The following is a 22,202-nucleotide window of genomic DNA, read 5'->3' as shown; positions in this document are numbered from 1 at the left end:
ATAGCGGCCGCGGACCCGGGAAGTTCAGTGGCTTGCGAGCCTCAGCAGGTGATGATGGGGCCCTTCTTGGGAATCCGGATGTCCGGGCAGTAGCAGCCCCCGCCGGGCTCTCCTCCGCCGCACACGGCGCCCGCTGGCTGGACGAACCCGAACAGGCTCAGGCCGGCCACGATCGCCGCCACGGCCGCAAGCTTCAGCTTCCTCATCGCTGCCTCCTCGAAAACCCGGGGGAGCCGGAAGAACCCGGCTGATGCATCCGACCATACCCGCTGGGCTGGACTCAACGGCCGCCGTCATACTCTGTCCATGCCGACGTACGTCTACCGCTGCAAGAAGTGCGGGACCGACATCGAGGTCGTGCAGTCGATGTCCGACCCCCCGCTCAAGCGCTGCAGGACCTGCCGCGGCGCCCTGAAGAGGGTCTTCCAGCCGGTCGGTATCGTCCTCAAGGGTCCCGGTTTCCACAAGACCGACTACGCCCCGAAGCGGACGGACTCCGGGTCTTCGTCGCGCTCCGGAGACAGTTCCCCTTCTGGGGGTGAAGGCGGCTCGAAATCCGACGGGGGCGGCAAGGCGGACACAGCGGGCGGCTCCAAGTCCGAAAGCTCCTCCGGCCTGTCCGGAGACAAGACGGACAAAGCACCCCCGGCGGACAAGCCGTCGTCCAAGGCAAAGCCTCCCAAGAAGGATTAGTGCGCGCCGAGATCGGGATCTTCGGTGGCTCCGGCCTGTACTCGCTGGCCGAAGGGCTGCGGACCCAAGAAGTCCAGACGCCGTACGGGCCCCCGTCCGGGCCGGTGTCTACCGGCGAAGTGGCCGGCCGCAAAGTCGCCTTCATGCCCCGTCACGGACCCCATCACGAGGTCCCACCGCACATGATCAACTACCGCGCGAACCTGTGGGCGCTCGCGGAGATGGGGGTCACGCGGGTGCTCGGCCCCGCGGCGGCGGGTAGCCTTCAGCCCCACGTCCGCCCCGGTGACCTGGTCGTCTGCGACCAGGTCGTGGACCGCACCTCGGGCCGGGTGCAGACGTTTCACGACGGCCCCCATTCGGTGCACGTGTCGTGGGCCGACCCCTACTGCCCCGAGTTGCGCGCGATTGCGGCTTCAGCCGCCCGCGGGGCTGGGCTGCGCGTACACGACACGGGCACGGTGGTCGTCGTGCAGGGCCCACGCTTTTCCACACGCGCGGAGTCGGCCTGGTACAGGTCGGCCGGGTGGGAGGTCATCAACATGACCCAGTACCCGGAGGCCTACCTCGCTCGTGAGCTCGAGCTGTGCTACGTGAACCTGTCGCTGATCACCGACTACGACGTGGGGCTGAAAGAGGACCCACAGGCGGCACCGGTGACCATGGACGAGGTGTTCCGGGTGTTCTCGGCCAACCTCGACAAGCTTCGTCAGGCCCTTTTCTCGTGCGTCGAGGCCATTGCGCCGGAGCGGGCGTGCGATTGCGGGCGCGCTCTGGAGGGCACACCTCTCCGGCCGGTCACGTGACCGGAGAGGGGCTGCCACATTTGCGTCAGGTGATGGTGACCGGCGTGCCGACCTCAGCCCACTCGTACAGCGACTGCGCGGGCCCGACCCCCACCCGGATGCAACCGTGAGAGGCAGCCTGGCCCAGAGCTCCACCGAGCCGGCGCCCCTGCGTATCGATCGGGACCTCGTGGATGAAGATGCCGCGCACGACCCTCATCGCGTACGGCATCCACACGCCGTACTGCGTGGACCAGTGCATCTTTTCCTTGGACTGGATCGAGTAGGTGCCGGTGGGGGTCGGGAAACCGGGCGCCCCGGTGGACACGGGAGTGTCCATGACGACCCGGTCGCCTTCGTAGGCCTTCAGCGTCTGGGTCTGGGTGGAGATGACGATCCGCTTGGGACCGCCCGCGGCCTGCGCCCGGGGAGCGGCCTGCGCCGCGGCGACGGGAGCGGCTTGCGCGTTCGAGACCTTGCTGGAAGCCGTGGCGCGGTTCGCGTCGCCCGAGCAGGCGGGACCGCCTCGGATCACCTGACGGTGGCATGCGATCCGGGCCGCGACCTCCGCGCGCCGCTGGTCAAACGAGTCCTGGCCGGCCGCCTCGGCCGCGGAAGCCAGGAACACGACACCCAAAGACATGAAAAGCAGGACGACCAGACGCCTGAGCATGTCCGCCTTCCCTCCTGTACCGGACGCGTGCGTGCCGCACGCGGACCCAATCTCTACGCCACCGGACAGGGTCCTGGCAAGAAGGGCCTCCGGATTCCCGCTGGGAGAACGGCACCATGACGTGGCTGCAGGGAGCGATCCTCGGCCTCGTCCAGGGGGCCACCGAGTTCCTGCCGGTGTCGTCCAAGACACATCTGGTGGTCGTGCCGGCGCTGCTGGGGTGGGAGCCGCCGGAACTCGCCTTTATCGTCCTGCTGCACCTGGGGACCTTCTGCGGGCTGCTCGCCTACTACCTCAAGCGCGTCCTGGGGATCGTCCGGGGCGTCTTCCGGGGGGAGCCACGCGACAGGCGCCTGGCGGTGCTGCTGGTCGTGGCCACCATCCCGGCCGCAGTCGCGGGGCTGGCTTTCGAGGCTTCGTTCGAACGCCTGCTGGAACGCCCCGCGGCTGTTGCCTTCAGTCTGATCGCTACCGCTGTCGTGCTGGTGGTCGCGGAGCTGGCCTCCGGCACGATCGGCCCCCGCGACCCGCGCCCGATGCGCCAGAGGGCAGGGCCGACCGACGCCGTCGCCATGGGCCTGGCCCAATGTGTCGCGCTACTGCCCGGAGTGTCCCGGTCAGGGGCGACGATGAGCGCCGGGCTCGTCAATGGGCTTTCTCGACCCGCGGCGGCCGAGTTCTCCTTCCTCATGTCCCTTCCGGCCATCGCCGGCGCCAACGTACTCGAGCTTCCGGAGGTGGTCGCCCACGGACTAGGGGGGGCCGAGGTGGCGGGGTTCCTGGCGGCCCTGGTGTCCGGCTACCTGGTCGTGGCCCTGCTCCTGCGGTACCTGCGGTCCCGCACGTTCCTGCCGTTCGCGCTGTACTGCCTTGTCTTCGGCCCCTTGGCCGGCCTCGCGCTGTCTCGGTGACTAGTCCTTTGTGACTACGCCGTCTAGTCACCTCTCGGCATGGTCGAGCCCGCGTTCCTGGTCCATCCTGGGGACGGAGGCAACGGCATGGACTGGACCAGGCAGGACACGGGGTACGCGGTCGCGACCGCATTCGCGTTGCTGCTGGTCACGGTCCTGGCAGCCACCAACTTTGGGCTGATACCCAGTCCGATCGCCGCGCTTTCGGACTTCGCCGCCGCCCCGCTGTCCGGGCCCACGATCGAAGAGCCGGCGGCCCCGGCGGCGGAGGAAGTCCCGGTTTTGGCGGCCGACACCACGCCCGTGGCGCCCGCCCCGGTTCCCGTGGCGCTCCCTCCGTCCCGGGTCCAGGTCCCGGGTCCTGCGCCGGTGCAGCGCTCCGCGGTCGACACAGCCGCTCCCGTGACAACCATCGAGACCCCCAACGGCGCCTCGTTCGCCCCCACGGAATTTTCCGGAAGGGTCGTGGACGACCAGTCGGGCGTCCAGCGGACAATCGTCGTGGTGACACCCACCTCAGGAGTGCCGCGTGAGATTCAGGCGACCCTGTCGTGCGACGGCAGCCGTCGCTCGTGCGCCTGGAGGGCTCCCGCGCCGGGCGAAGCCGGTCCCTACGAAGTTCGGGCCCGCTCGGTCGACGCAGCGGGCAACGCCGAGGCGCCCGGGTCCGAAGTGCGGAGGATCACCGTCGTCAGCATGACTCCACCCCGGGGGCAGAGCGATCGAGGCCTGCTCGGACGGGCGGTCGGCAGGCTGGTGGGCCTGCTGGGCTGACCGGTCCCCTCGAAGTCAGGGCCGCCTGATCTCGCCCGCCACCACGTCCGGACGTCCGAACGACAGGTAGGTGAACCCGTGGTCGGCGACCGTCTCCACCGGCCACACGTTGCGCCCGTCCACGATCACGGGCCTGCGCATGGCCCCGCGGACGGCTCCCAGATCCACGGACTCGAACTCCGGCCAGTCGGTTAGGACCACCAGCACATCGGCCCCCTCGACGGCGGTCAGGGGGTCTTCGCAGATCTCCACGCCCGGGAAGGCGCCGGCCGCGGAGGCGTCGACCGCCGGGTCGTGCGCACGCACTGAGGCCCCTTCACGCTGCATGGCCGGTATCACCTCGAGCGACGGCGCCTCGCGCAGGTCGTCGGTCCCCGGCTTGAAAGCCAGGCCCCACACAGCCACCCTCTTGCCCTCCAGGTTCCAGACGGCCTGGCGGACTTTGCCCAGCAGTCGCTCCCGCTGGCCGGCATTGATCTTGCGGACCTCGCCGAGCAGCTCGAAGTCCACTCCGGCGTCACGGGCCTGCGTCAGAAACCCTGAGACGTCCTTGGGGAAGCAGAAGCCGCCGTATCCGATGCCGGCTTTCAGGAACTGCGGCCCGATGCGGGGGTCCATCCCCATCCCCCGGGCGACCACCTCCACGTCGGCGCCCAGCCTCTCGCACAGAGCCGCCACGGCGTTGATGTACGAGATCTTCATCGCCAGAAAGCTGTTGCAGGCGTGCTTGGTCACCTCCGCCGTGTCCAGGTCGGTGAAGATCACGGGGCATCCGGTGCGGTCCACGATTGGCGCGTAAAGCTCCTCCAGGACCTTGCGCGCCCGGCCCCCGTTGGCCAGCCCCACTACGATCCGGTCCGGCTCCAGCGTGTCCTGGACCGCGGTGCCCTCCCTGAGGAACTCCGGGTTGGACGCGACCTCGATGTCCGGGTAGCGGCCCATCTCCTTCAGGACGTCCATCACCCGGCGGGCGGTGTTGGCGGGGACGGTGGACTTCTCGACGATGACGATCGGACCCGACGCGGCCTCGGCCACCGTTCGGGTCGCCTGCTCCACGAAGGCGAGGCTGAGCCGGCCGTCGCTCCTGGGGGGCGTGTTCACGCAGATGAAGGCGGCGTCGGCTCCCTGAAGGGCCACGCGAGGGTCGTCCTCAAACGTCAGAAGGCCGCCGTGGTGCCTGGTCAGAAGCTCGGACAGCCCCGGCTCGTAGAACGGCGGGGCCCCCGCGCGCAGGACCTCGAGACGCTGCGGGTCGTTGTCCACACCCACGACCTCGTGGCCTATCTCCGCAAAGCCGGCAGCCGTGATCAGTCCGACGTGGCCACAGCCGATTACCACCACCTTGCTCACGCCGACGCCCTCCGGATCCTGCCGGCGAACCAGTCCACCGTCCGCCTCAGCCCCTCCTCGACCTCTACGGAAGGTTGCCACCCCAGCACCGACCGGGCCAGGGTTATGTCGGGACGCCGATGGGTCGGGTCGTCGGTGGGTCGGGGGCCGAACTCGATGGGCGACCGGCTGCCGGTCACGTCGATGATCAGCTTCGCGAGCTCCAGCACAGTCATCTCGTGCGGGTTGCCGATGTTCACGGGGCCGGTGTGGCCGGAGGCGGCGAGTGCGAGGATTCCGTCCACCAGGTCGTCCACGTAGCACAGGGACCGGGTCTGCGACCCGTCGCCGTGCACGACCAGGGGCTGGCCCTCCAGGGCGGAGGAAAGAAACGCCGGCACGGCCCGGCCATCGCGCATCCTCATCCGTGGGCCGTAGGTGTTGAAAATGCGGACGATCCTCGTGTCCACGGCCCCCATTCGCGAATAGGCGCTGGTCAGAGCCTCGGCATAGCGCTTGGCCTCGTCGTAGACGGAGCGCGGGCCGATGGGGTTGACATTGCCCCAGTAGCCTTCCGGCTGCGGGTGGATCTCGGGGTCGCCGTAGACCTCGGACGTGGAGGCGAGCAGAAACCGCGCCCCCTTGTCACGGGCCAGCTCCAGCGCCTTCTCCGTGCCTGCCGAACCCACGCGCAGCGTCTCCAGGGGCAGCTCCGCGTAGTCCACCGGCGAGGCGGGGGACGCGAAGTGCAGGACCAGGTCCACGGGTCCGTCCACGTCGAGGGACTCCGTGACGTCCACCCGCATGAGCTCGAACCCCTGCTCATTCGCGAGTTGAGCGACGTTGTCGGGGTCACCTGTGAGGAAGCTGTCGGCGCAGACCACCGAGTCGCCGCGTCCGATGAGGCGGGTGCAGAGATGGGAGCCAAGAAATCCCGCCCCGCCGGTGACCACAGCTCGCATCGGCCAATCGTAACGGCCACCGCGATCGACCCCCCGCAGGATGCGCTGCCGCCGATGGTAGCTTTGCCGCTTCACGGGACACGGGGAGCATATGGACGAACAACTTCAGCGGTCGCTTTCGCCCGGTGGGCCTCACCACCTGCTGGGCCTCATGGCGGGGCGGTGGAGCGGCCGCGCCAGGACCTGGCTGGAGCCCGGTCAGCTGGCGGACGACTCACCCGTCGCAGGCGAGATAACGCCCCTGCTGGACGGGATGTTCGCGATGCACCGCTACGAGGGCAGCTTCCAGGGGACAAAGCTGGCCGGATGCGCCATCCACGGCTTCGACCTGGGCCCCCGGAGGCACACGATGTCCTGGGTGGACTCCTTCCACAACGGCACCGCCACGATGCTGTCCCTGGGCCGGGAGGGCGAGGAGTCGCCGGTTTCGGTGCTGGGCTCCTACGGCGCGGGAGATCAGACCTGGGGATGGAGGACCCAGCTGGACCTGGCAGGCCCGGACGCTCTCGTGATCACCCACTTCAACATCACGCCCGCGGGCGAGGAGGCCCTGGGCGTGGAGATCAGATACGAAAGGACGGCGTAAGCAGCTGCAGCAGGAGCCAGCGCAACGGCGGGGCGGCCAAAAGGCTAGGGCTTGGGCGTCGGCGGGGGTCTGGGGATCTTGCTGTTCATATCCCGGACCTCGGCCAGGGTCGCCTGGGCGATCCGCAGGAGCTCACGCTGTATCTCGATCGTCTGCAGCAGTTCGCGCTGGATGCGGACGGTCTCCTCGCTCAGCTTCACCTGGCGATCGGTGAGGTCCAGTGCGCGCTGTGACGTCGCCAGCTGGCTCTCCGCGATCTCCAGCTGCTTGCGCGTGACGTCCAGCTGGGCCTGAGTCGTCTCCAGCTGCGCACGGATCGTCTCCAGCTGGTCGCCCGTGATCACACGCTGGGCCCCCACGTCGCGGCGTTGCTTCGCGATGTCCTGGCGGGTTCCGCGTCCGGGGCCCAACAGCAGGAAGGCCGTCCCGAGCAGGATCAGGACGGCCACAGCCACGGCACCGGCCCGGACCCCGCGCCGGTCTACCAACCGAACCGGCTCCGGGGACCCCCGACCGGCAGGCGCGTGCTCGAGTTCTTCAGTCTGTGACTTTGCCAAGGCGCCTCTTTCCGCGCGCGGCACGACCGGTGGTCGCGGGACTGAGTGGATATTGCCCGCCGGCAGCGCCGCGAAACAGCGCGAAGCGTTGCCCATCCAGGACGTTCTAGCGGCTGTTGTCCGCAAATCGAAAAGCCCGGCCCCCGCACAAGGGGGGCCGGGCTTCTGTCATTCGACGCGGGAAGCGTCTAGCAGTACCAGTTGACCGTTCTGGCCGCGCCTGAGATCAGTGAGTAGCTGACGTACGTCGGGCCAGTGCGGCTCCCGGCGCGGCAGGTGGTGGTGCCGTACTTAGCCCTGATCGTGTAGGTCGCGGGCTTTAGAGACAGCTTGTATGAGCCGTAGCTGTTGGACGTGGTGTAGCCGCTGGCGATCGAGGAGCTGTACGAGACGGTGACGTTGCTGCGGGTCCTGCTGTACCTGTAGGTCTTGCCGCTGACGGTCGCGGGGGCCGGGGTCGGAGTGGGAGCAACCGTCGGTGTCGGGGTCGGGGTGGGTGTCGGGGTCGGGGTGGGTGTCGGTGTGGGGGTGGGTGTCGGTGTCGGTGTCGGTGTCGGTGTGGGCGTCGCGGCAGGTGCCGCACCGCATCCGCCGAGCGCCTTGCACAGGTTGGTGCGGCCGTAGCCGAAGGAGCTGTCGCGGCCGGCCGCTCCGAGGTCGTCGACCGAGGCGTTCAGCTTGTCGCGCAGCGCCTGGCCCTTGAGGCCCGTCTTCCAGGAAACGAGAGCGGCGACGCCTGCGACGTTCGGGGTGGCCATCGAGGTCCCGCTCCAGGAGCCGTAGCCGCCGCCGGGCACGGTGGAGACGATGGAGACGCCCGGGGCCGACAGCTCGACGTCCTCGTTGAAGTTGGAGAACGAAGCCTTGGCCCCCGTCCGGTCGACGGCGCCGACCGAGACGGCGCTGGCGTAGGCGGCCGGATAGTTGAGCGTGGTGTTGCCGTCGTTTCCGGCGGCCGCGACGACCAGGATCCCGTTGCTCAGGGCGTTGTTGACGGCGCTTTCCAGGGTGCTGCCGCCGCCGCCGCCGAGGCTCAGGGAGATGACCCTCAGGTCCAGCGTCGCCCTGCGCGTGACGAAGTCGTTGATGCAGGCCGCGATGTCGCTGGTCCAGCCGCTGCCGGTGTCGTCCAGCGCCTTGCACATCAGGACCCGCGAGTTCGGGGCGACACCGGCGATGCCGGTGGAGTTGTTGGCGGCCGCGGCGACGGTGCCGCTGACGTGCGTGCCGTGACCGTGGAGGTCCTGGCAGCCGGCCAGAAGCGACCCGGTGCCCGTGAGGGCGCTAAAGCAGCCGGAGGCGAGCCTGCCGGACAGGTCGGGGTGGGAGGCGTCAACCCCCGTGTCGACGATGCCGACCGTGTAGCCGGCGGAGGTCCAGGGGGAGCCGGTGGCGACGCCCGCGAGGTCCCAGCCCTCGGGGACGTCCATGTCGGCGTCCGAGGTCCCGTAGTGCTGTCCCGTGTTGTGAAGGCCCCACAGGTCGGCGGAGACCAGAGCGTTGCCCGGGTAGTAGGGGTCGTTCGGAGTGGCGGCCAGGGACAACTTGTAGTTGGGCTCCGCGTACTCGACGTGGGGGTTGCTGCGGTAGCGCGCGACGGCCTGCTCGACCCGCTCACCGGCGCGGACCCTGGCGACGTCGACTCCGAGCCCGGAGATGGAGCTGACGGCGCTGGAGCCGTGGACCCTGGCCCTGTCGGAGGCCGAAGTCCTGGGGCGCAGCTTGACCAGGACGTGGGTGCCGTCGTGGGGTGCCGTGGGAGCCGCCGCGGCGGGGGCCGCAGCCGACAGCGAGGCGGCGAACATGACTGCCGAGACGAGCGCGGGAGCGATTCTGGAGTTCATGGGCGTGAACTGTCCTTCCGTTGGGTGAAGCCGATACCTGTTCAACGTCCCTGGGGCCCGCCGCGCAATGGACCCGATTGGGGGATGCGCTGGTCATAAGGGACTAGTTAGCGCTCCGGGACCCCACTCTCTATCCATAGAAACGGCGCAGGGGCCTGGTCCCGTCGGCGGGTTTCTCCGGGCGGCTCGGCTTCAGGAGGCCCTAGGATGAACGGCGTCCCCGCCCCCGTAGCTCAGGGGACAGAGCACAGGTTTCCTAAACCTGGTGTCGGAGGTTCGAGTCCTCCCGGGGGCGCCGATACCGCGATGCCGTGGCGGACGAATAGGTCGTATGGACGAGGCACCGCAGGCCATGGCTCCACCGTCACCGTTCACTGCCGCCGTGCTGCGTATGGCGGAGGATCCCCTGTCGGTGGGGGGGACATCCCCCGGCTCCCGCCTGGTGACCGACGACAAGTTCCTGCTGTGGTTCGCACCGCCGATCTACCCGGGGCTGTCGGTGGTGCAGCGGGTCAGGGCCTCCGATCACGACCTGGCCGAAGCGGTGGAGCGCGTTAGGCGCCTGGTCGCCGGCGATGGCCGCAGCCGGACCGAGTGGATGGTGGGCTGGTCCGCGACGCCATCCGACGCCAGCCACCGCCTGCTCCGGCTGGGACTGACAGAGACCGAAGAGCCGCTGACGGCGATGGTTGCCGACCGGGCCCCCGCGGAGCCTCCGGCGGGGGTCGAGGTGAGACCGGTTGCGTCCGCGCAGGACATGGTCACCTTTATGCGCGTCCAGCACACCGCCTTCGGCGCGGACGAGGCGACGGTAAAGGGGTCCGAGGAGGCGGCTCGGGCCCACTGGGAGGCCCAGCGGTCGTGGGACCACGCCGTTCGATACCTCGCGTTTGTGGACGGGGAGCCGGCGGCGGCCGGCCAGGCGACCTTTCTTCCGGCGGGGGTCCAGCTCAACGGCGGCAGCACGGTCCCGCACCTCCGTGGGCGCGGGGCGTACAGGGCGCTCGTCGCGGCGCGGTGGCAGGAGGCGGTACGCCGGGGAACGCCGGTCCTGACCACTCAGGCGCGTCCCGCCGCCCGGCCCATCCTCGAGCGGCTGGGGTTCCAGCCCGTGGGGGACATCCGGATGCTGGCGGACCAGCTGTGACCTCCGCGGAGTCGAGGTCCACGCGTCTTCTGGCCGCCGGTGGGGTGATCGGCCCGGCAGCCTTCCTCTCAGCTTGGGCGGTGCAGGGGCTGAGGACGCCTGGGTACTCCCCGGTGCAGGACGCGATCAGCCGTCTGGCTGCGGCGGGCGCTCCCACGCGGGCCGGCATGACGGCCGGATTCATCGTCTTCGGCGCCGGCCTGCCCGCCTACGCCGTGGCTCTGCGACGTTTTCTGCCGGGACCGGCCTGGATCGCGGCCGCAACCACCGGTCTGGCCACGTTGGGCGTCGCGGCACTGCCCCTGGACGCCGGAGTGGACGCCGCCCACGGCGCGTTCGCGGGGGTGGGGTACGTGTCTCTCGCGGCCGTTCCTCTCTGCGCCGCAGTTCCCTTGAACAGAGCGGGCAGGCGCGGATGGGCGGCCGCCTCGGTGGTGACGGGCCTCGTCAGTGCGGCCTCCCTAGCCGCGACCCTAGCCGGGTCGCGCCACGGGCTGTTCCAGCGCGCGGGACTGACCGTCACGGACCTGTGGGTTGCGGCCACGGCCGCCGCGATGATGTCCGGGCGCTGGCCGCGCCGGGTCGGACCGAACGCGGTTCGCTGATGCGCCGGCTCGACGCCGCCGCCGGCTAACGGTTCTCGACGCGGCCGATCATCAGGACCTGCAGCCCGGCGACCTCGTCCTCGAACGGCTCTCCCACGGGCTCCAGCCCAGCGCGACGGTACAGCGACAGAGCCCCGAGCCGCGCGTGGCACCAGATAAGGCCCCCGCCGTGGCCGCCGACATGGTCCAGGACCGCGGATAGGATCCTGGACCCATATCCCTTGTTGCGCATCTCCGGCTCCACCGCCATGCCCCGTACCTGCCAGCCGTCCGCCGAGTCCGGCGGCGGCGGCCGCCTCCGGCGGACCGTTCCAGTGGCGACGACGCGACCGGACTCGCGGACGACGAAGTGGGCGCTGTCCGGTTGGTCGTCGTCGGGCGCCCCGACGCCGGCGGGAGTCGTCCCCCGTCGCAGGACCCGATGGCGCAGCTCAAAGGTCTCCCGCGCCCGAACTCGCTCCACGCGGGGCTGGTCCGGGAGCCCGTTCACGCGCGATTTGGGGCGCTGATGAGTACCTCATCCACCCCCGGGGACCACTGCAGCATCACCTGACGCGGACCCACAGCTCGGGCGGCCGTCCAGACACTAGGGGATCACCAGCATCCCCAGCTCGGCCTCCAGCTGGGGGCGCGGCTTGGCCCCCGAGGACCTTCGCTCCATGCGGCCGTTGCGAAACAGAGCGACCAGCGGAATGCTCTGGACCTGATAGCGCTGGGCGATGTCCGGTGCCTGGTCGATGTTGAGCTTCACTACCTTGTACGTCCCCTGGCGCATCGCCGCGATCTGCTCGACCACCGGCTCGACCTCGCGGCAGGGCTGGCACCAGGGGGCCCAGAAGTCCACGATCACGGGCACCGGACTGGACAGAACCTCGGTGTCGAAAGTGGCGCTGGAGACGGACTTCACCAGCGCCCCGTCGTCCTGCTGCGGCTCCGGCTCCGCGGCCGGGGAGGGTTGGGTCTCCACCGGAGGCGGGTCTTCCGAGGGCCGCTCGCCACGCGCGACCTGGTCGAGCCACGCGGCTGCGTCCTGGAGCTCCTCCACGGCGACCTGGTGCTCCATCGGGTACTCGCGGTACACCACGGGCGCGCCCTGGGCGGCAAGGACGTGCGCGACCTGGCGTCCGGCCTCCACGGGGACCAGAGGGTCGCTGGTCCCGTGCTGGACGAGGACCGGTGGAGCCGATGTCCCGTGGTTCCAGTTGTATGCGAACGCCTCGGGAGGGACTAGGAACCCGCTCATCACCATCACTCCGGCCGGTGCCGGCCGCCGCTTGCCGAACGCAAGGGCGACCGCCATGCAGCCTCCCTGGGAGAAGCCCGCTACCACCGCGTCCTCCCACTTGAGTCCGTGCTTTTCGCAGGCGGCGTCGATCACCTCGTTTAGCGACTGGATCGAAGACGACATGTTGCCCGCGATGACAGCGGGGGCCCCCAGCCTGAACCAGGCGAACCCAGGGGACTCGGCGTACTGAGCCCTCGGGAGCACGGCCAGAAACCGGCCTTCGGGGTCGAGGTAGGGGACGATTTCCGCGAGGTCTCGCTCGTCGGCCCCCAGCCCATGCATGACGACGAGCAGCCGCTCGCTTTTGCGTCCGTGGACGACGTTGGTCGTGAGCGCCATCAACCCTCCTTGGGGGCCGAGGATATCCGGCTGTCAGGCCTCCCAGCCCAGGATCGCTCTCACCTGGTCTGCCAACGCGAAGGGGTCGAACGGCTTCTGGATCATTCCCGCCGCACCCAGGTCCTCGAACCTCTGGCGATCGGCTGCCTGGACCTTCGCGGTCACAAAGATGACCGGGATCTGGCTGGTCGAGGGGTCGGCCCGCAACTCGACGAAGACGGCGGGTCCGTCCATGTCGGGCATCATTGCGTCCAGGAGGATCACGTCGTGCGGCCCCGACCGGGCCGCAATGAGCCCCTCCGTTCCCGATCCAGCTGCCGTGAGGATCCAGTCGGTGGTCGTCTGGATGCTCAAGGAGATGACATCGCGGATGTCGTCATCGTCCTCCACGATCAGGACCCGCTTGCTCACGAAGACCCCCTTCGACTGTGCCGAGTCATCCGCTCCAGCAACCCCAAAAGGCGCTCCAAGAACCTCCCCGCCGGCTCGGCGGCCTCCCCTTCAGGATCTGCGGTTGTCGCCGACGAGTCCACGGCGACCAAGGCCGGAGGATTCGGGTGCTCTTTGACCCAGTCGGCAACGTCCAGAGCGTCATCATCGCCGAGGGCGAGATCCAGGACGATCATGTCTGGCTGCAATGTCTCCAGCAGGCCTAGCGCCTCCCTTCCACTGGTGGCCGTGGCGGTCTCGGCGCCCGCATCCCGGAGGGTGGTCTCTATGACGCTCGAAAGCCTCGGCTGGTCCTCCACCACCAGGACCCTCGCGGCGCCCGCCGACAGCGCCCCTCGCAGCCCCTCGAACAGCTTCGCCTCTTCCACCGGCTTCGCCAGCCATCCCGCCACATCTCCAGGCACCTCGGCAGCCTCGTCCTGGGACAGCGCGCTGAGGATGATGATGGGGATAGTGCTGGTCGAAGGCTGCGCCTTCAGTGCCGCGGCCGTCTGCCACCCGCTCATGCCCGGCATCAGGAGGTCGAGAATCACCGCCTGCGGGTTGTGCTCGGCGGCCTTGTCGAGGGCCTCCTCGCCGGATGTCGCAACGAGCACGGCGTAACCTTCGCGCCTGAGGATCGTCGCTACGACGTCGGCTACCGCAGGGTCGTCGTCGCAGACCAGGACGGTCGCGGCTTCCTCGCCATCTCCGTCATCGGGCCCCGGATCGCTGACCGAAGGAAGGGAGAACAGAAAGGTGCTCCCCTCGCCCACCGTGGACTCGACCCAGATTCGGCCCCCGTGCTGCTCCACGATCCCCCTGCTGATCGCCAGGCCGAGCCCCGTCCCCTCCCGCTCGCGCGAGTCGGTGGAGTCGACCTGCCGGAACCGCTCGAATATCGATTCCAGCTTGTCGTGCGGAATCCCACGTCCACTGTCGGTGACGCGGAACACGACCTCACCGTTTATCGAAGCGGACTCGACTGTCACTCGCGCCCCCTCCGGCGAGAACTTGATGGCGTTGCTGATCAGGTTGGTCAGCACCTGAAGGATACGGTCGGCATCCGCCCACACGCGCTCATCGCCGGGCCGGGCCTCCAAGTGGACACCGGCTCCGTCGGCCATGGCCTTCATAGCCTCGGCCGCCTCCTTTATCAGGTCTGCGGCCTTCCGGACCTGGGGCTTCATCTCGACCCGGCCCGATTCAAGGCGCTGGACATCCAGGATGTCGTTGATCAGCCGAACGAGCCTCTCGGTATTGCTGAGAGCGATGCTCAACATCCGCTGCCCGCTGCCGGACAACGATCCTTCCGTCTGCGACAGCAGCCCCAGGGCGCCGCGGATGGACGTAAGGGGTGTCCGGAGCTCGTGGCTGACCACCGAGGTGAACTCGTCCTTCATCTTTTCCATCTGACGACTCTCGGTAATGTCGCGAAGGACGACCATGTACTCCACGAGTGTCTCGGTCTCCGATTGCGAGATGGTGACGTCGACGCACTTCTGCAGTTGCCCGGGAAGGTCGATCTGCCTCTCGCTGTGGGAAGGCCACGCCCGCGGATCCGGGGGCATGTCCGGGAGAAGCTCTACGAGGGGCCGCCCGGACAGGTTCGTCGTGGCGGTCCCGAAGATCTTGCCTGAAGCTTCGTTGGCTACCGTCACCAGCCCTGCGGCGTCCACAACCGTGACGCCGTCCACCGCCGACTCCAGGAGGTGCCGCATGCGCCGCTGAGAGCTCTGAACGCGGTGGAGGCGGGCCAGCGTGGTCCAGGACGCCACGGCAACCCCCACGAAGCCGACGATCACGATGAACATCACGAACAGGTTGGTCCTGAAGGTCGCAGTGGCCTGACGCAGTGCCGCCCCGCCGACCAGCCACCCCGCCGATCCTGCAACCGACAACAGGATGAGTTGGGCCAGGACCTGGAACATCACGGGGTCCTCACCGGTTGCAGCAGCTCTTCGCGCGTGCTGTCGCGCCCACCAATCCGGGTCCAGCACGGCCAGGCGCAGCCTGCGGATCAGGGTGTCGAGTCCGGCCATGGCGGCCGGCACCAGGAGTCCGAGCGCGAACGGGGCCCAGCCCCACCGAAGGCCTCCGATCACAAGAGTCACGGCCTCCAGGACGGCCAGCGCCAGCGACAGCCGCGGCCAGGGCATGCCGGGCTGGTCGCGGCGCAGCCAGATCCCAGCGTGCATCAGGATGCAGGACACGAAGTAGCCGGTGGCGGAGACGACCAGAGCGCTGGTCACGTCGCCCCATACAAGGAACGCCAGGCTGACGGCCAGAGTCATCGTCAGAGCCGGACCGAGCACTCCCGACGGGGAGACCACGGACAGGACCGGCGCCATCAGCCCGTCGCGTGAGAACTGGTAGAGCATCCGGGGGCAGTTGGCTGCGGCCGTGGCGCAGCTGAGCAGGATGCTGGACGCCAGCAGGAACGTGACGAGCGGGGGGGCCGCCCCGCCCCAGAAGGGTGCCGCCACCACGGTCAGAAACCCCTGAAAGGCTCCGGGGGGCGCGGATGCGGGGCCGAACGCGTTGACCACCCACGACCCGCCTACATACACGACCGGCAGGAAAACGGCCGCAGCCTTGATCGCCGTGAGCGTCCGCCCGCGGTCGCGGCTGTCGGCGACAAACGAGGATGCAGTGTCACACCCGTAGGCGCCGTAGGCCGCCACAAAAAACCACTTCGCCCAGTCCTGGGGGTTCAGGCCGGTGACGGCGAGGCCTCGGGAGCGTGTGGCGGGATCTGCCGCCGCCCACCCCAGGCCCTGGACGCAGAACACCAGCAGGAGCCCGACCGCGGGAACCAGGAAGAACAGATGCAGGACGCTCAACGTCCGGCCGCCGCTGAAAGCAACCACGAATGCGAGGGCGGTGAAGGCGACCGTGAGCGTCCGGACCGGGGCCTGCACGCCCGCGGCGCTCAGGCTCGCGCCCACCATCTGCGCCAGCAGAATCCCGCTCAGCGCGGGCACCGACGCCCAACCCTGGAAGTAGGCGAGGCCGGCATACCGGGCCAGGGCCGGCTGGGGTTGCAGCAGCCGGGTGACGTAGTTGGGGGTTCCTCCGGCTACATCCGGCCACCGGGACCCCAGGCGCCTCACCTGGAGGTTGAAGATCACGCCGCCGATGGCAACCGGCACCCACATGAGGATCGCGCCGTCTCCGAGCGCGGCATGGGCCCCTTCGACGGCGAACAGCCACAACAGGAGGCCGGTGAAGCCCAGTCCCCAGGTCTCGGGCCACGTGAGGATGCGCGGGAGCCGCGATGGCCGGGGAGCCAGGCTCTCGGGAGGCGCTGCCGTCCCGCGGGCGGCCGCCGACATTGGCGTCACGGAGCGGCTCCCCGGTGTGACTCGTGGCCCCGAGCCTTCGCTGCGATCGGTCCGCAACGATGCATGGAAACGTTTATTCCGTTCAACCGTGATTTCAACCCTCGCCCTTTCGGTGGACCTATTCTGCGGCCCCCTCAGCGTGTGACGCGAACCCCCACGGCCCAATGAGAAAAGGGCCCCCGCCGCACGGCGGGGGCCCTTTCAACTGCGGTTGTCAGCTGACGGCGCGGAATGCGTTGATGCGACCCGCCCCGTAGACCGGGTCGTAACCTGGGGAGCCGAGGTCGTCGGCGGAGGACTTGATCTTGTCCACCGTCTGCTGGTTCGTCAGGCCCTTGGCCAGCAGCAGCGCCGCGACTCCGGACACGTGCGGAGCGGCCATGGACGTCCCGGCCGCGGTCTCGTAGCCCGTCATGAAGGGGGTCCCGCCGTTGGTCGGGGTGCCCTGGCAGTCCCAGGCCGATCCAGTCCACATGGTGGACAGGATGTCCACGTCCGAGTGCTCGCAGAAGACGGAACCGAACCCGCCGGGAGCGGTCACGTCGATGTCGCCGGAGTTGGAGTAGCTGGCGATCAGGTCGTTGTGGTCGGTCGCGCCGACGCAGATCGCCTTGGCATGGGCAGCGGGCTCCGCGCACAGCGGGAACGAGTCGTTGCCCGCGGCGACCACGATCACGGCGCCCTTGGCCCAGGCCCGGTTGATCGCGTCGTTGATGGGCTTCCACCAGCCCAGCGTGGCCCCGATCTGCGACTGGCCGGACATCACTCCGAGCGAGAGGTTGATGACCTTTGCGCCATTGTTGTGGGCGTAGTCGATCCCGGCCGCGATCTGGTCCACGGTGCCCTCACCGAGGGCGTTGAGGACCTTCACGGGCATGAGCTTTGCGCCGGGGGCCACGCCGGCCACTCCGATGCCGTTGTCCGTGGCCGCGGCCGCGATACCCGCGACGTGGCTGCCGTGTCCCTCATCATCCTGGCCGGTGGTGTTGCAGCTCTTCGCCCTCTTGCCGCAACCGAGGACGCTGGTACCGGGCACAACCTGGGCCCTCAGGTCCTCGTGGGCGAGGTCGATGCCGGTGTCGACGATCGCGATCGTCACGCCGGTGCCGCGGGAGAGACTCCATGCCTGCTGAGCCTGAATCTTGCCGAGCGCCCACTGCTTGGAAGCGAGCGGGTCTGCCGCGGCGCCGGCGCTGGGCGCCAGCGATACGACCAGACATACCGAGAACGTCATGGCCAGTACGCGACGAAGCATGCGCAGCCCCTTTCAGAAAGCGGACATTTCCCAGAGCCTATCCACGAGCCCGGAGGCTCGCAGCACCGATTTTCCAGGGACGCTAGTACCTGAGCAGGGCCGCCACCGGCCCCCGGTCGTCGAGGGCCTGGTGCTGGAGGACCTTCACCTCTCCGGACTGGACGATGGTCAGTTCCACGGCGCTTTCGACTATGTCCTGCTCCTCCTGCAGCGCGGTGCGGTCCAGGGGGCACTCGTTGCCCTTCACCCCGGCCCAGCCGCAGTTCGGGCACGACACCCCGGGGGCCTGGTAGCCCGGCTGGAGCAGCAGCGTGTCGACCCGGCGTTCGTTCAGCGCCTCCAGGACCTTCTCGAGTCCGGAAGCCGCGCGGCCCCCGGTCGCCAACTCCTGGGACAGCAGTTCGAGAAGTGCCCCCTCACGTTGCCGCTCGTCCTGCTCGATGGCAGGCAGGGCTCGCTGCAGAACATCCTCGGGCGACGAGTGTTCGACCTCCACGTCGAACCGTCCGACGAGGCGCTGCTTGACGTAGTCGTGCAGCTTCTCCTGTACCTCCGGCCACAGCTCCTCCGCGGCCCCCACAAGCAGCCGGTCGAACCCCGACCGCTGGAAGGACTCGAAGACCGTCTCGCATGCCTTTTTGACGTGGTCCTTGACCTCTTCTTCGACGCTGCGCTGAAAGCGCGCCTGGGACCATCCCCCCTGGTCGTGCTGACCGTGGACGTCGTCCTGGAACTTGATGCGCTCCACGAGGCGCTCGCGGTTGCCCCGCAGCACCCGCGCCGAACGCCGGTTGACGAGGAAAACGCACCAGCTGTCGTCCGGAAGCGCCTCCACGAGCGGCTCGACCACGGGGGACTCCCCCACCGACACGCTGGACCGGACGGACCCGGGCAGCTCGATCGTCTCCCACAGGCCGGAGGGCGAGCAGGCGAAGATCGCGAGGGAGCCGACACCCTTGGGATCGAACTCCTGCGTGACCCACGACCGGACCCGGTCCGCGTCCTGCTTCAGGGCTTCGACGACCTCCTGGGCCAGCCCGCCCTCCTGCGCTTCGCGCATCGCCCGGTCGATCAGCGACTCCATCTCGCTGGTCCACTCCTTGCGGGTGGGGAACTCGGTGTGATCGAGGTTGAGGTACAGGCTGATCACCCGCGCGTTGTCGACCTTGGTTCGCGCGAGCTCGCGGATCCTCCGGGAATAGCGGGTCCCTGCGTTCTGGGCTGCCATCGCACCTCCGAGCGGTCAGACCAAGTGGCGCATACCCGAGGGGGGCGCCGTCAAACTCACTCCTGGCCGGCGGCCGGCTCCAGGACGACCTTTCCCGACCCGGGCTCGAACCTCAGGCTCCTGATCCCCGACGCCAGCGCCACCAGATCCCCGCCCACGATCTCTCCGCGCCAGCCGTCCAGCAGCGGAGGGCGTTTCTGGCTCTCCCCCCGCACCCACCGCACGACGTCAAGAACCTCCGACCGGGTGCCGAGGAGCGGGGTCGCGACGCCGGACTCCTCCCCGCGGATCCGAAGCAAAAGCTCGAGCATGTCGGCGGCAGCGGACACGGCCGGGTCTCTGCGATCCGGCTGGGACGGCTCCTTGGCCGGTGCGGCCGAAGCCTTCGTCACGCACTCGAGGATCGCGGGACCCTCGCGCTCGAGGACCGTGGACGACAGCCGCTGGATGGAGCTGATGTCGTCGAGCTTGCGGGGCATCCGCTTGGCGATGTCCACGAGGACGTCGTCGGGGACCACCCACTTGCGCGGAAGGTTGCGCCGCCGCGCCAGCGACTCCCGCCAAGCCGCGAGCTCGCGAAGGACGTCCATCTGCCTGCCCCGCAGCCTCGATGAACCCGCCACCAGCTTCCACAGGGTGGCCGGGTCCCTGGACGTGGCCGCCGACTGCTCCAACCGGGTCATCTCCTGCGCTGCCCACTCAGCACGGCCGGCCTCGGAAAGCCGCTCGCCCAGCTGCCTGCGCAGCTCCGGCAGGTCACGGACGTCATCGATCGCGTACTCGATCTGGGCCTCCGAAAGAGGTCTGCGGGACCAGTCGCTGGTCGTTTCCAGCTTCAGGATCTGGCGGCCGAGGACGGCAGCCAGCAGACGGTTGTACGGAACCTGGTCGCCGAAACCCAGAAACGACGCCGCCACCTGGGTGTCAAAGACGTTGCGCGGCGCCGGCCCGCCGGCCTCCTTCAGGATCTCCAGGTCCTGACGCCCCGAGTGGACGACCACCTCGACCGCCGGGTCGCCGATCAACTCCCAGAGAGGGTCAAGAGACCCGGCCTTCTGGGGGTCGATGATCGCGACAAACTCCGGCGTCGCGACCTGAACCAGGTCCAGGCGCGCGAAGTAGGTCTTGTCGCGCCGGAACTCCATGTCGAGCGCAAAGCAGCCGGCCGAGCGAAGGGACTCGCACAAACTGGACAGCTCCTTCGGGGAGTCGACCAGCTTCCAGGTTGCCTCGGAGTTTGTGCCGGCGCCCGGTGAGGACTCGGTCGTCACATCGTCAGCCCGGCTCTGGGGTCCCCGCGCGGGCACCTCAGTCATGGCCGGACTTTCGCTGCTGCCTCGTGCGATGGGCCTGGACGTGCTCCTCGAGGAGCTCGTGGGTCGCGAACACCGCATTGCACTCCGGACACGCGAACTCCTCCACTTCACCCGCCTCGGGGGCGCCATGCGCCTCACGGCCGTGCTCGAGCAGCTCCTGCTCGCTGCCGAACGTCTCCCCGCACTGGCAAACGAACGAGCCCGTCGGCATGTCGTCCTTTTCCATCCCGTCCCCTCGTCTTCGCACGGTTGGGCCGACGATACCCGTCCGACCACCGCGCGGTTTCCCTTGGAGTCCCCGACGAGAGTAGAACTTGACTGTGCGACAGGGGGCGGGGTCCGGCGAAGGTCGTCGTGCGCTGGTTGAGCTTCGCGACGTCCACAAGAGCTTCGGTCCCCTGAAGGTTCTGGACGGCGTCGACCTCGACGTGGCCCCCGGCGAGACGGTCGTCGTCATCGGCCCGTCCGGGTCCGGCAAGTCGACGCTGCTGAGGTGCGTCAACGGGTTGGAGCCGGTGGACAGCGGAGCGGTGGTAGTGGACGGGCAGGACGTGGCCAAGGCCGGACGCCGGATCAACGCGGTCCGCTCCCAGATCGGGATGGTGTTCCAGCAGTTCAACCTGTTTCCCCACCTGAGCGCGCTGGACAACGTGACGCTCGGGCCCGTCCATGTGCGTGGGACGCCGAAAGCCCGGGCCGAGCAGGAGGGACGGGAGCTCCTGGACAAGGTCGGGCTGGCGGAGAAGGCGGAGGCGTACCCGGGGGAGCTGTCCGGGGGCCAGCAGCAGCGGGTGGCGATCGCGAGGGCCCTGGCGATGCGTCCGAAGCTCATGATGTTCGACGAGCCGACATCGGCGCTGGACCCCGAGATGATCTCTGAGGTGCTCGAGGTCATGGTCGCCCTGTCCGCCGACGGCATGACGATGATCGTCGTAACGCATGAGATGGGGTTCGCACGGGGGGCCGCCAACCGGGTTGCGTTCATGGATGCCGGCCGGATCGTCGAGGTGGCCGCTCCCGACGACTTTTTCAATGCCCCGTCCAGCGAGCGCACCAAGGCTTTTCTGTCCAAGATCCTCAAGCACTAGGGTGTTGGGGTTGACGAAAGGAGAGGCGATGAACCGAGCAACCACGCGCTGCCTCGTAGCGGGCGCATTGCTGGGCCTGCTGGCATCGGCCTGCGGCGGGCCCGGGGACGAGCCGGCCGAGCGGTCCGCTCGGCCGACGGGGTCGGTGCAGAAGTTCGCCGAAGGTACGTACATGGCCGAGATCCAGAAGCGGGGAACCTTGCGGGTCGGGGTAAAGGCCGACATCCCGCAGATCGGGTTTTTGAATCCTCTCACCAGCCAGTTCGAAGGGTTCGAGATCGACATCGCCAAGGAGATTGCCGAGCGTCTCGGCGTGAAGCCGGAGTTCCAGGAGGCCGTCTCCGACAACAGGATCCCGTTCCTCTCCAGCGACCCGGCCAAGGTCGACCTGGTGCTCTCGACGTTCACGATCAACGACGAGCGCCGCAAGCAGATCGACTTCTCGGTCGTCTACTACCTGGCCGGACAGTCCCTGCTCGTGAGCAAAGACTCCAAGATCAAGGACATCAAGGCGCTGGCCGACCAGAAGGGCAAGATCTGCACGGCCAAGGGGTCCACCTCCGAGACCAACCTGAAGGCTGCGGCCCCTGGGGCCGAGGTCGTGCTGCTCCGCGCCTACAGCGAGTGCGTGCAACAGCTGCGCAACAACCAGGTCGAAGCCGTCAGCACGGACGACGTGATCCTCCTGCAGTTCATCGCCAAGGAGCCGGATCGGTTCAAGCTCACGGGCGGCACCTTCTCCAGGGAGCCCTACGGCGTGGGCATCAAGAAGGGCCGCCCGGAGTTCCTGGAGTTCGTGAACACGGTGCTGCGCGACATCAAGGAGGACGGCACCTGGGAGGAGATCTACGACAGGTGGATCAAGAAGTTCTCCGGCAAGGCGGCCACCCCGCCGGACGACGACGCACGAGCCGCCGCCCCCTCCGCGGCTCCGGCGGCGACGTCGTCCGCAACGCCCACTCCAGTGGCCACGCCGCCGACGGAGACGGCGGCTCCCTCCACGCCGGCCCCCGCGCCGAGCTGAGATCCACGGTGCCGGTCATGGATCGGGG

23 protein-coding genes and 1 tRNA gene are annotated in these 22,202 nt (G+C 68.8%); 10 read left to right on the top strand and 14 right to left on the bottom strand.

Features of this window, described 5'->3' with window-relative positions; translation table 11 throughout:
- Positions 1-41 precede the first annotated feature (41 nt).
- Positions 42-206 (bottom strand): hypothetical protein, encoded by a 165-nt coding sequence (locus tag VNE62_00790; protein HVE90827.1) that lies wholly within the window; start codon positions 204-206, stop codon positions 42-44.
- Positions 207-306: 100 nt separating this feature from the next.
- On the opposite strand from VNE62_00790, the gene VNE62_00785 reads away from it, so the two are divergent.
- A complete protein-coding gene (locus VNE62_00785; GenBank protein ID HVE90826.1) occupies positions 307-693 on the top strand; it encodes an FmdB family zinc ribbon protein in 387 nt (128 codons plus the stop codon).
- Entirely contained in the window at positions 693-1,499 is an 807-nt protein-coding gene (locus VNE62_00780) for an S-methyl-5'-thioadenosine phosphorylase (protein ID HVE90825.1), read from the top strand. Before VNE62_00785 ends, VNE62_00780 begins: the two co-directional genes overlap by 1 nt.
- Positions 1,500-1,524: 25 nt before the next feature.
- Here VNE62_00780 and VNE62_00775 read toward each other — a convergent pair whose 3' ends face one another.
- A complete protein-coding gene (locus VNE62_00775; GenBank protein HVE90824.1) occupies positions 1,525-2,151 on the bottom strand; it encodes a L,D-transpeptidase in 627 nt (208 codons plus the stop codon).
- Between the two features lie 116 nt (positions 2,152-2,267).
- Between VNE62_00775 and VNE62_00770 the strand changes: the two genes are divergently transcribed.
- On the top strand, positions 2,268-3,062 hold the full coding sequence (locus VNE62_00770; GenBank protein ID HVE90823.1) for an undecaprenyl-diphosphate phosphatase: 795 nt from the start codon (positions 2,268-2,270) through the stop codon (positions 3,060-3,062).
- Between the two features lie 39 nt (positions 3,063-3,101).
- Positions 3,102-3,836, top strand: a complete 735-nt coding sequence (locus VNE62_00765) for a hypothetical protein (GenBank protein ID HVE90822.1) — start codon at positions 3,102-3,104, stop codon at positions 3,834-3,836.
- A gap of 15 nt (positions 3,837-3,851) precedes the next feature.
- Here VNE62_00765 and VNE62_00760 read toward each other — a convergent pair whose 3' ends face one another.
- The gene (locus VNE62_00760; protein ID HVE90821.1) at positions 3,852-5,186 is read right to left on the bottom strand and encodes a UDP-glucose/GDP-mannose dehydrogenase family protein; all 1,335 of its coding nucleotides are present in this window, start codon (positions 5,184-5,186) and stop codon (positions 3,852-3,854) included.
- Positions 5,183-6,127 carry a UDP-glucuronic acid decarboxylase family protein gene (locus VNE62_00755; protein HVE90820.1) on the bottom strand — a complete coding sequence of 315 codons (945 nt, stop codon included), beginning with the start codon at positions 6,125-6,127 and terminating at the stop codon, positions 5,183-5,185. Before VNE62_00755 ends, VNE62_00760 begins: the two co-directional genes overlap by 4 nt.
- 91 nt (positions 6,128-6,218) lie before the next feature.
- On the opposite strand from VNE62_00755, the gene VNE62_00750 reads away from it, so the two are divergent.
- Positions 6,219-6,713 (top strand): DUF1579 family protein, encoded by a 495-nt coding sequence (locus VNE62_00750; protein ID HVE90819.1) that lies wholly within the window; start codon positions 6,219-6,221, stop codon positions 6,711-6,713.
- 44 nt (positions 6,714-6,757) lie between these two features.
- Here VNE62_00750 and VNE62_00745 read toward each other — a convergent pair whose 3' ends face one another.
- Positions 6,758-7,201, bottom strand: coding sequence for a hypothetical protein (locus tag VNE62_00745; protein ID HVE90818.1), 444 nt, complete (start codon positions 7,199-7,201; stop codon positions 6,758-6,760).
- A gap of 257 nt (positions 7,202-7,458) precedes the next feature.
- The gene (locus VNE62_00740) at positions 7,459-9,114 is read right to left on the bottom strand and encodes a S8 family serine peptidase (GenBank protein HVE90817.1); all 1,656 of its coding nucleotides are present in this window, start codon (positions 9,112-9,114) and stop codon (positions 7,459-7,461) included.
- Between the two features lie 222 nt (positions 9,115-9,336).
- Here VNE62_00740 and VNE62_00735 point away from each other — a divergent pair.
- From VNE62_00735 to VNE62_00725, 3 genes are all read left to right on the top strand, one after another.
- Positions 9,337-9,409 (top strand) — tRNA-Arg (locus tag VNE62_00735).
- Between the two features lie 36 nt (positions 9,410-9,445).
- Positions 9,446-10,261, top strand: a complete 816-nt coding sequence (locus tag VNE62_00730; GenBank protein ID HVE90816.1) for a hypothetical protein — start codon at positions 9,446-9,448, stop codon at positions 10,259-10,261.
- Positions 10,258-10,866 (top strand): DUF998 domain-containing protein, encoded by a 609-nt coding sequence (locus VNE62_00725; protein ID HVE90815.1) that lies wholly within the window; start codon positions 10,258-10,260, stop codon positions 10,864-10,866. The genes VNE62_00730 and VNE62_00725 overlap by 4 nt, the downstream gene beginning before the upstream one ends.
- A 25-nt stretch (positions 10,867-10,891) precedes the next feature.
- Here VNE62_00725 and VNE62_00720 read toward each other — a convergent pair whose 3' ends face one another.
- From VNE62_00720 to VNE62_00685, 8 genes are all read right to left on the bottom strand, one after another.
- Positions 10,892-11,329 (bottom strand): GNAT family N-acetyltransferase, encoded by a 438-nt coding sequence (locus VNE62_00720; GenBank protein HVE90814.1) that lies wholly within the window; start codon positions 11,327-11,329, stop codon positions 10,892-10,894.
- A gap of 123 nt (positions 11,330-11,452) precedes the next feature.
- Positions 11,453-12,490 carry a thioredoxin gene (trxA, locus tag VNE62_00715; protein HVE90813.1) on the bottom strand — a complete coding sequence of 346 codons (1,038 nt, stop codon included), beginning with the start codon at positions 12,488-12,490 and terminating at the stop codon, positions 11,453-11,455.
- Between the two features lie 33 nt (positions 12,491-12,523).
- The gene (locus VNE62_00710; GenBank protein ID HVE90812.1) at positions 12,524-12,901 is read right to left on the bottom strand and encodes a response regulator; all 378 of its coding nucleotides are present in this window, start codon (positions 12,899-12,901) and stop codon (positions 12,524-12,526) included.
- A complete protein-coding gene (locus VNE62_00705) occupies positions 12,898-16,254 on the bottom strand; it encodes a response regulator (protein ID HVE90811.1) in 3,357 nt (1,118 codons plus the stop codon). Before VNE62_00705 ends, VNE62_00710 begins: the two co-directional genes overlap by 4 nt.
- A 223-nt stretch (positions 16,255-16,477) precedes the next feature.
- Positions 16,478-17,518 (bottom strand): S8 family serine peptidase, encoded by a 1,041-nt coding sequence (locus VNE62_00700; GenBank protein HVE90810.1) that lies wholly within the window; start codon positions 17,516-17,518, stop codon positions 16,478-16,480.
- 82 nt (positions 17,519-17,600) lie between these two features.
- Positions 17,601-18,746, bottom strand: coding sequence for a Vms1/Ankzf1 family peptidyl-tRNA hydrolase (locus tag VNE62_00695; protein ID HVE90809.1), 1,146 nt, complete (start codon positions 18,744-18,746; stop codon positions 17,601-17,603).
- 56 nt (positions 18,747-18,802) lie between these two features.
- On the bottom strand, positions 18,803-20,017 hold the full coding sequence (gene rnd / locus VNE62_00690; GenBank protein HVE90808.1) for a ribonuclease D: 1,215 nt from the start codon (positions 20,015-20,017) through the stop codon (positions 18,803-18,805).
- A gap of 37 nt (positions 20,018-20,054) precedes the next feature.
- Positions 20,055-20,288, bottom strand: coding sequence for a C2H2-type zinc finger protein (locus VNE62_00685; GenBank protein ID HVE90807.1), 234 nt, complete (start codon positions 20,286-20,288; stop codon positions 20,055-20,057).
- Positions 20,289-20,382: 94 nt separating this feature from the next.
- Here VNE62_00685 and VNE62_00680 point away from each other — a divergent pair, with 94 nt between their 5' ends.
- Together VNE62_00680 and VNE62_00675 are read left to right on the top strand one after the other, a co-directional pair.
- Positions 20,383-21,150 carry an amino acid ABC transporter ATP-binding protein gene (locus tag VNE62_00680; protein ID HVE90806.1) on the top strand — a complete coding sequence of 256 codons (768 nt, stop codon included), beginning with the start codon at positions 20,383-20,385 and terminating at the stop codon, positions 21,148-21,150.
- A 28-nt stretch (positions 21,151-21,178) separates the two neighbouring features.
- A complete protein-coding gene (locus VNE62_00675) occupies positions 21,179-22,174 on the top strand; it encodes a glutamate ABC transporter substrate-binding protein (protein HVE90805.1) in 996 nt (331 codons plus the stop codon).
- Positions 22,175-22,202 lie beyond the last annotated feature (28 nt).

Source organism: Actinomycetota bacterium, assembly GCA_035536535.1.
Taxonomy (GTDB): domain Bacteria; phylum Actinomycetota; class JAICYB01; order JAICYB01; family JAICYB01; genus DATLNZ01.
This window is presented reverse-complemented; position numbering and strand designations above follow the sequence as displayed.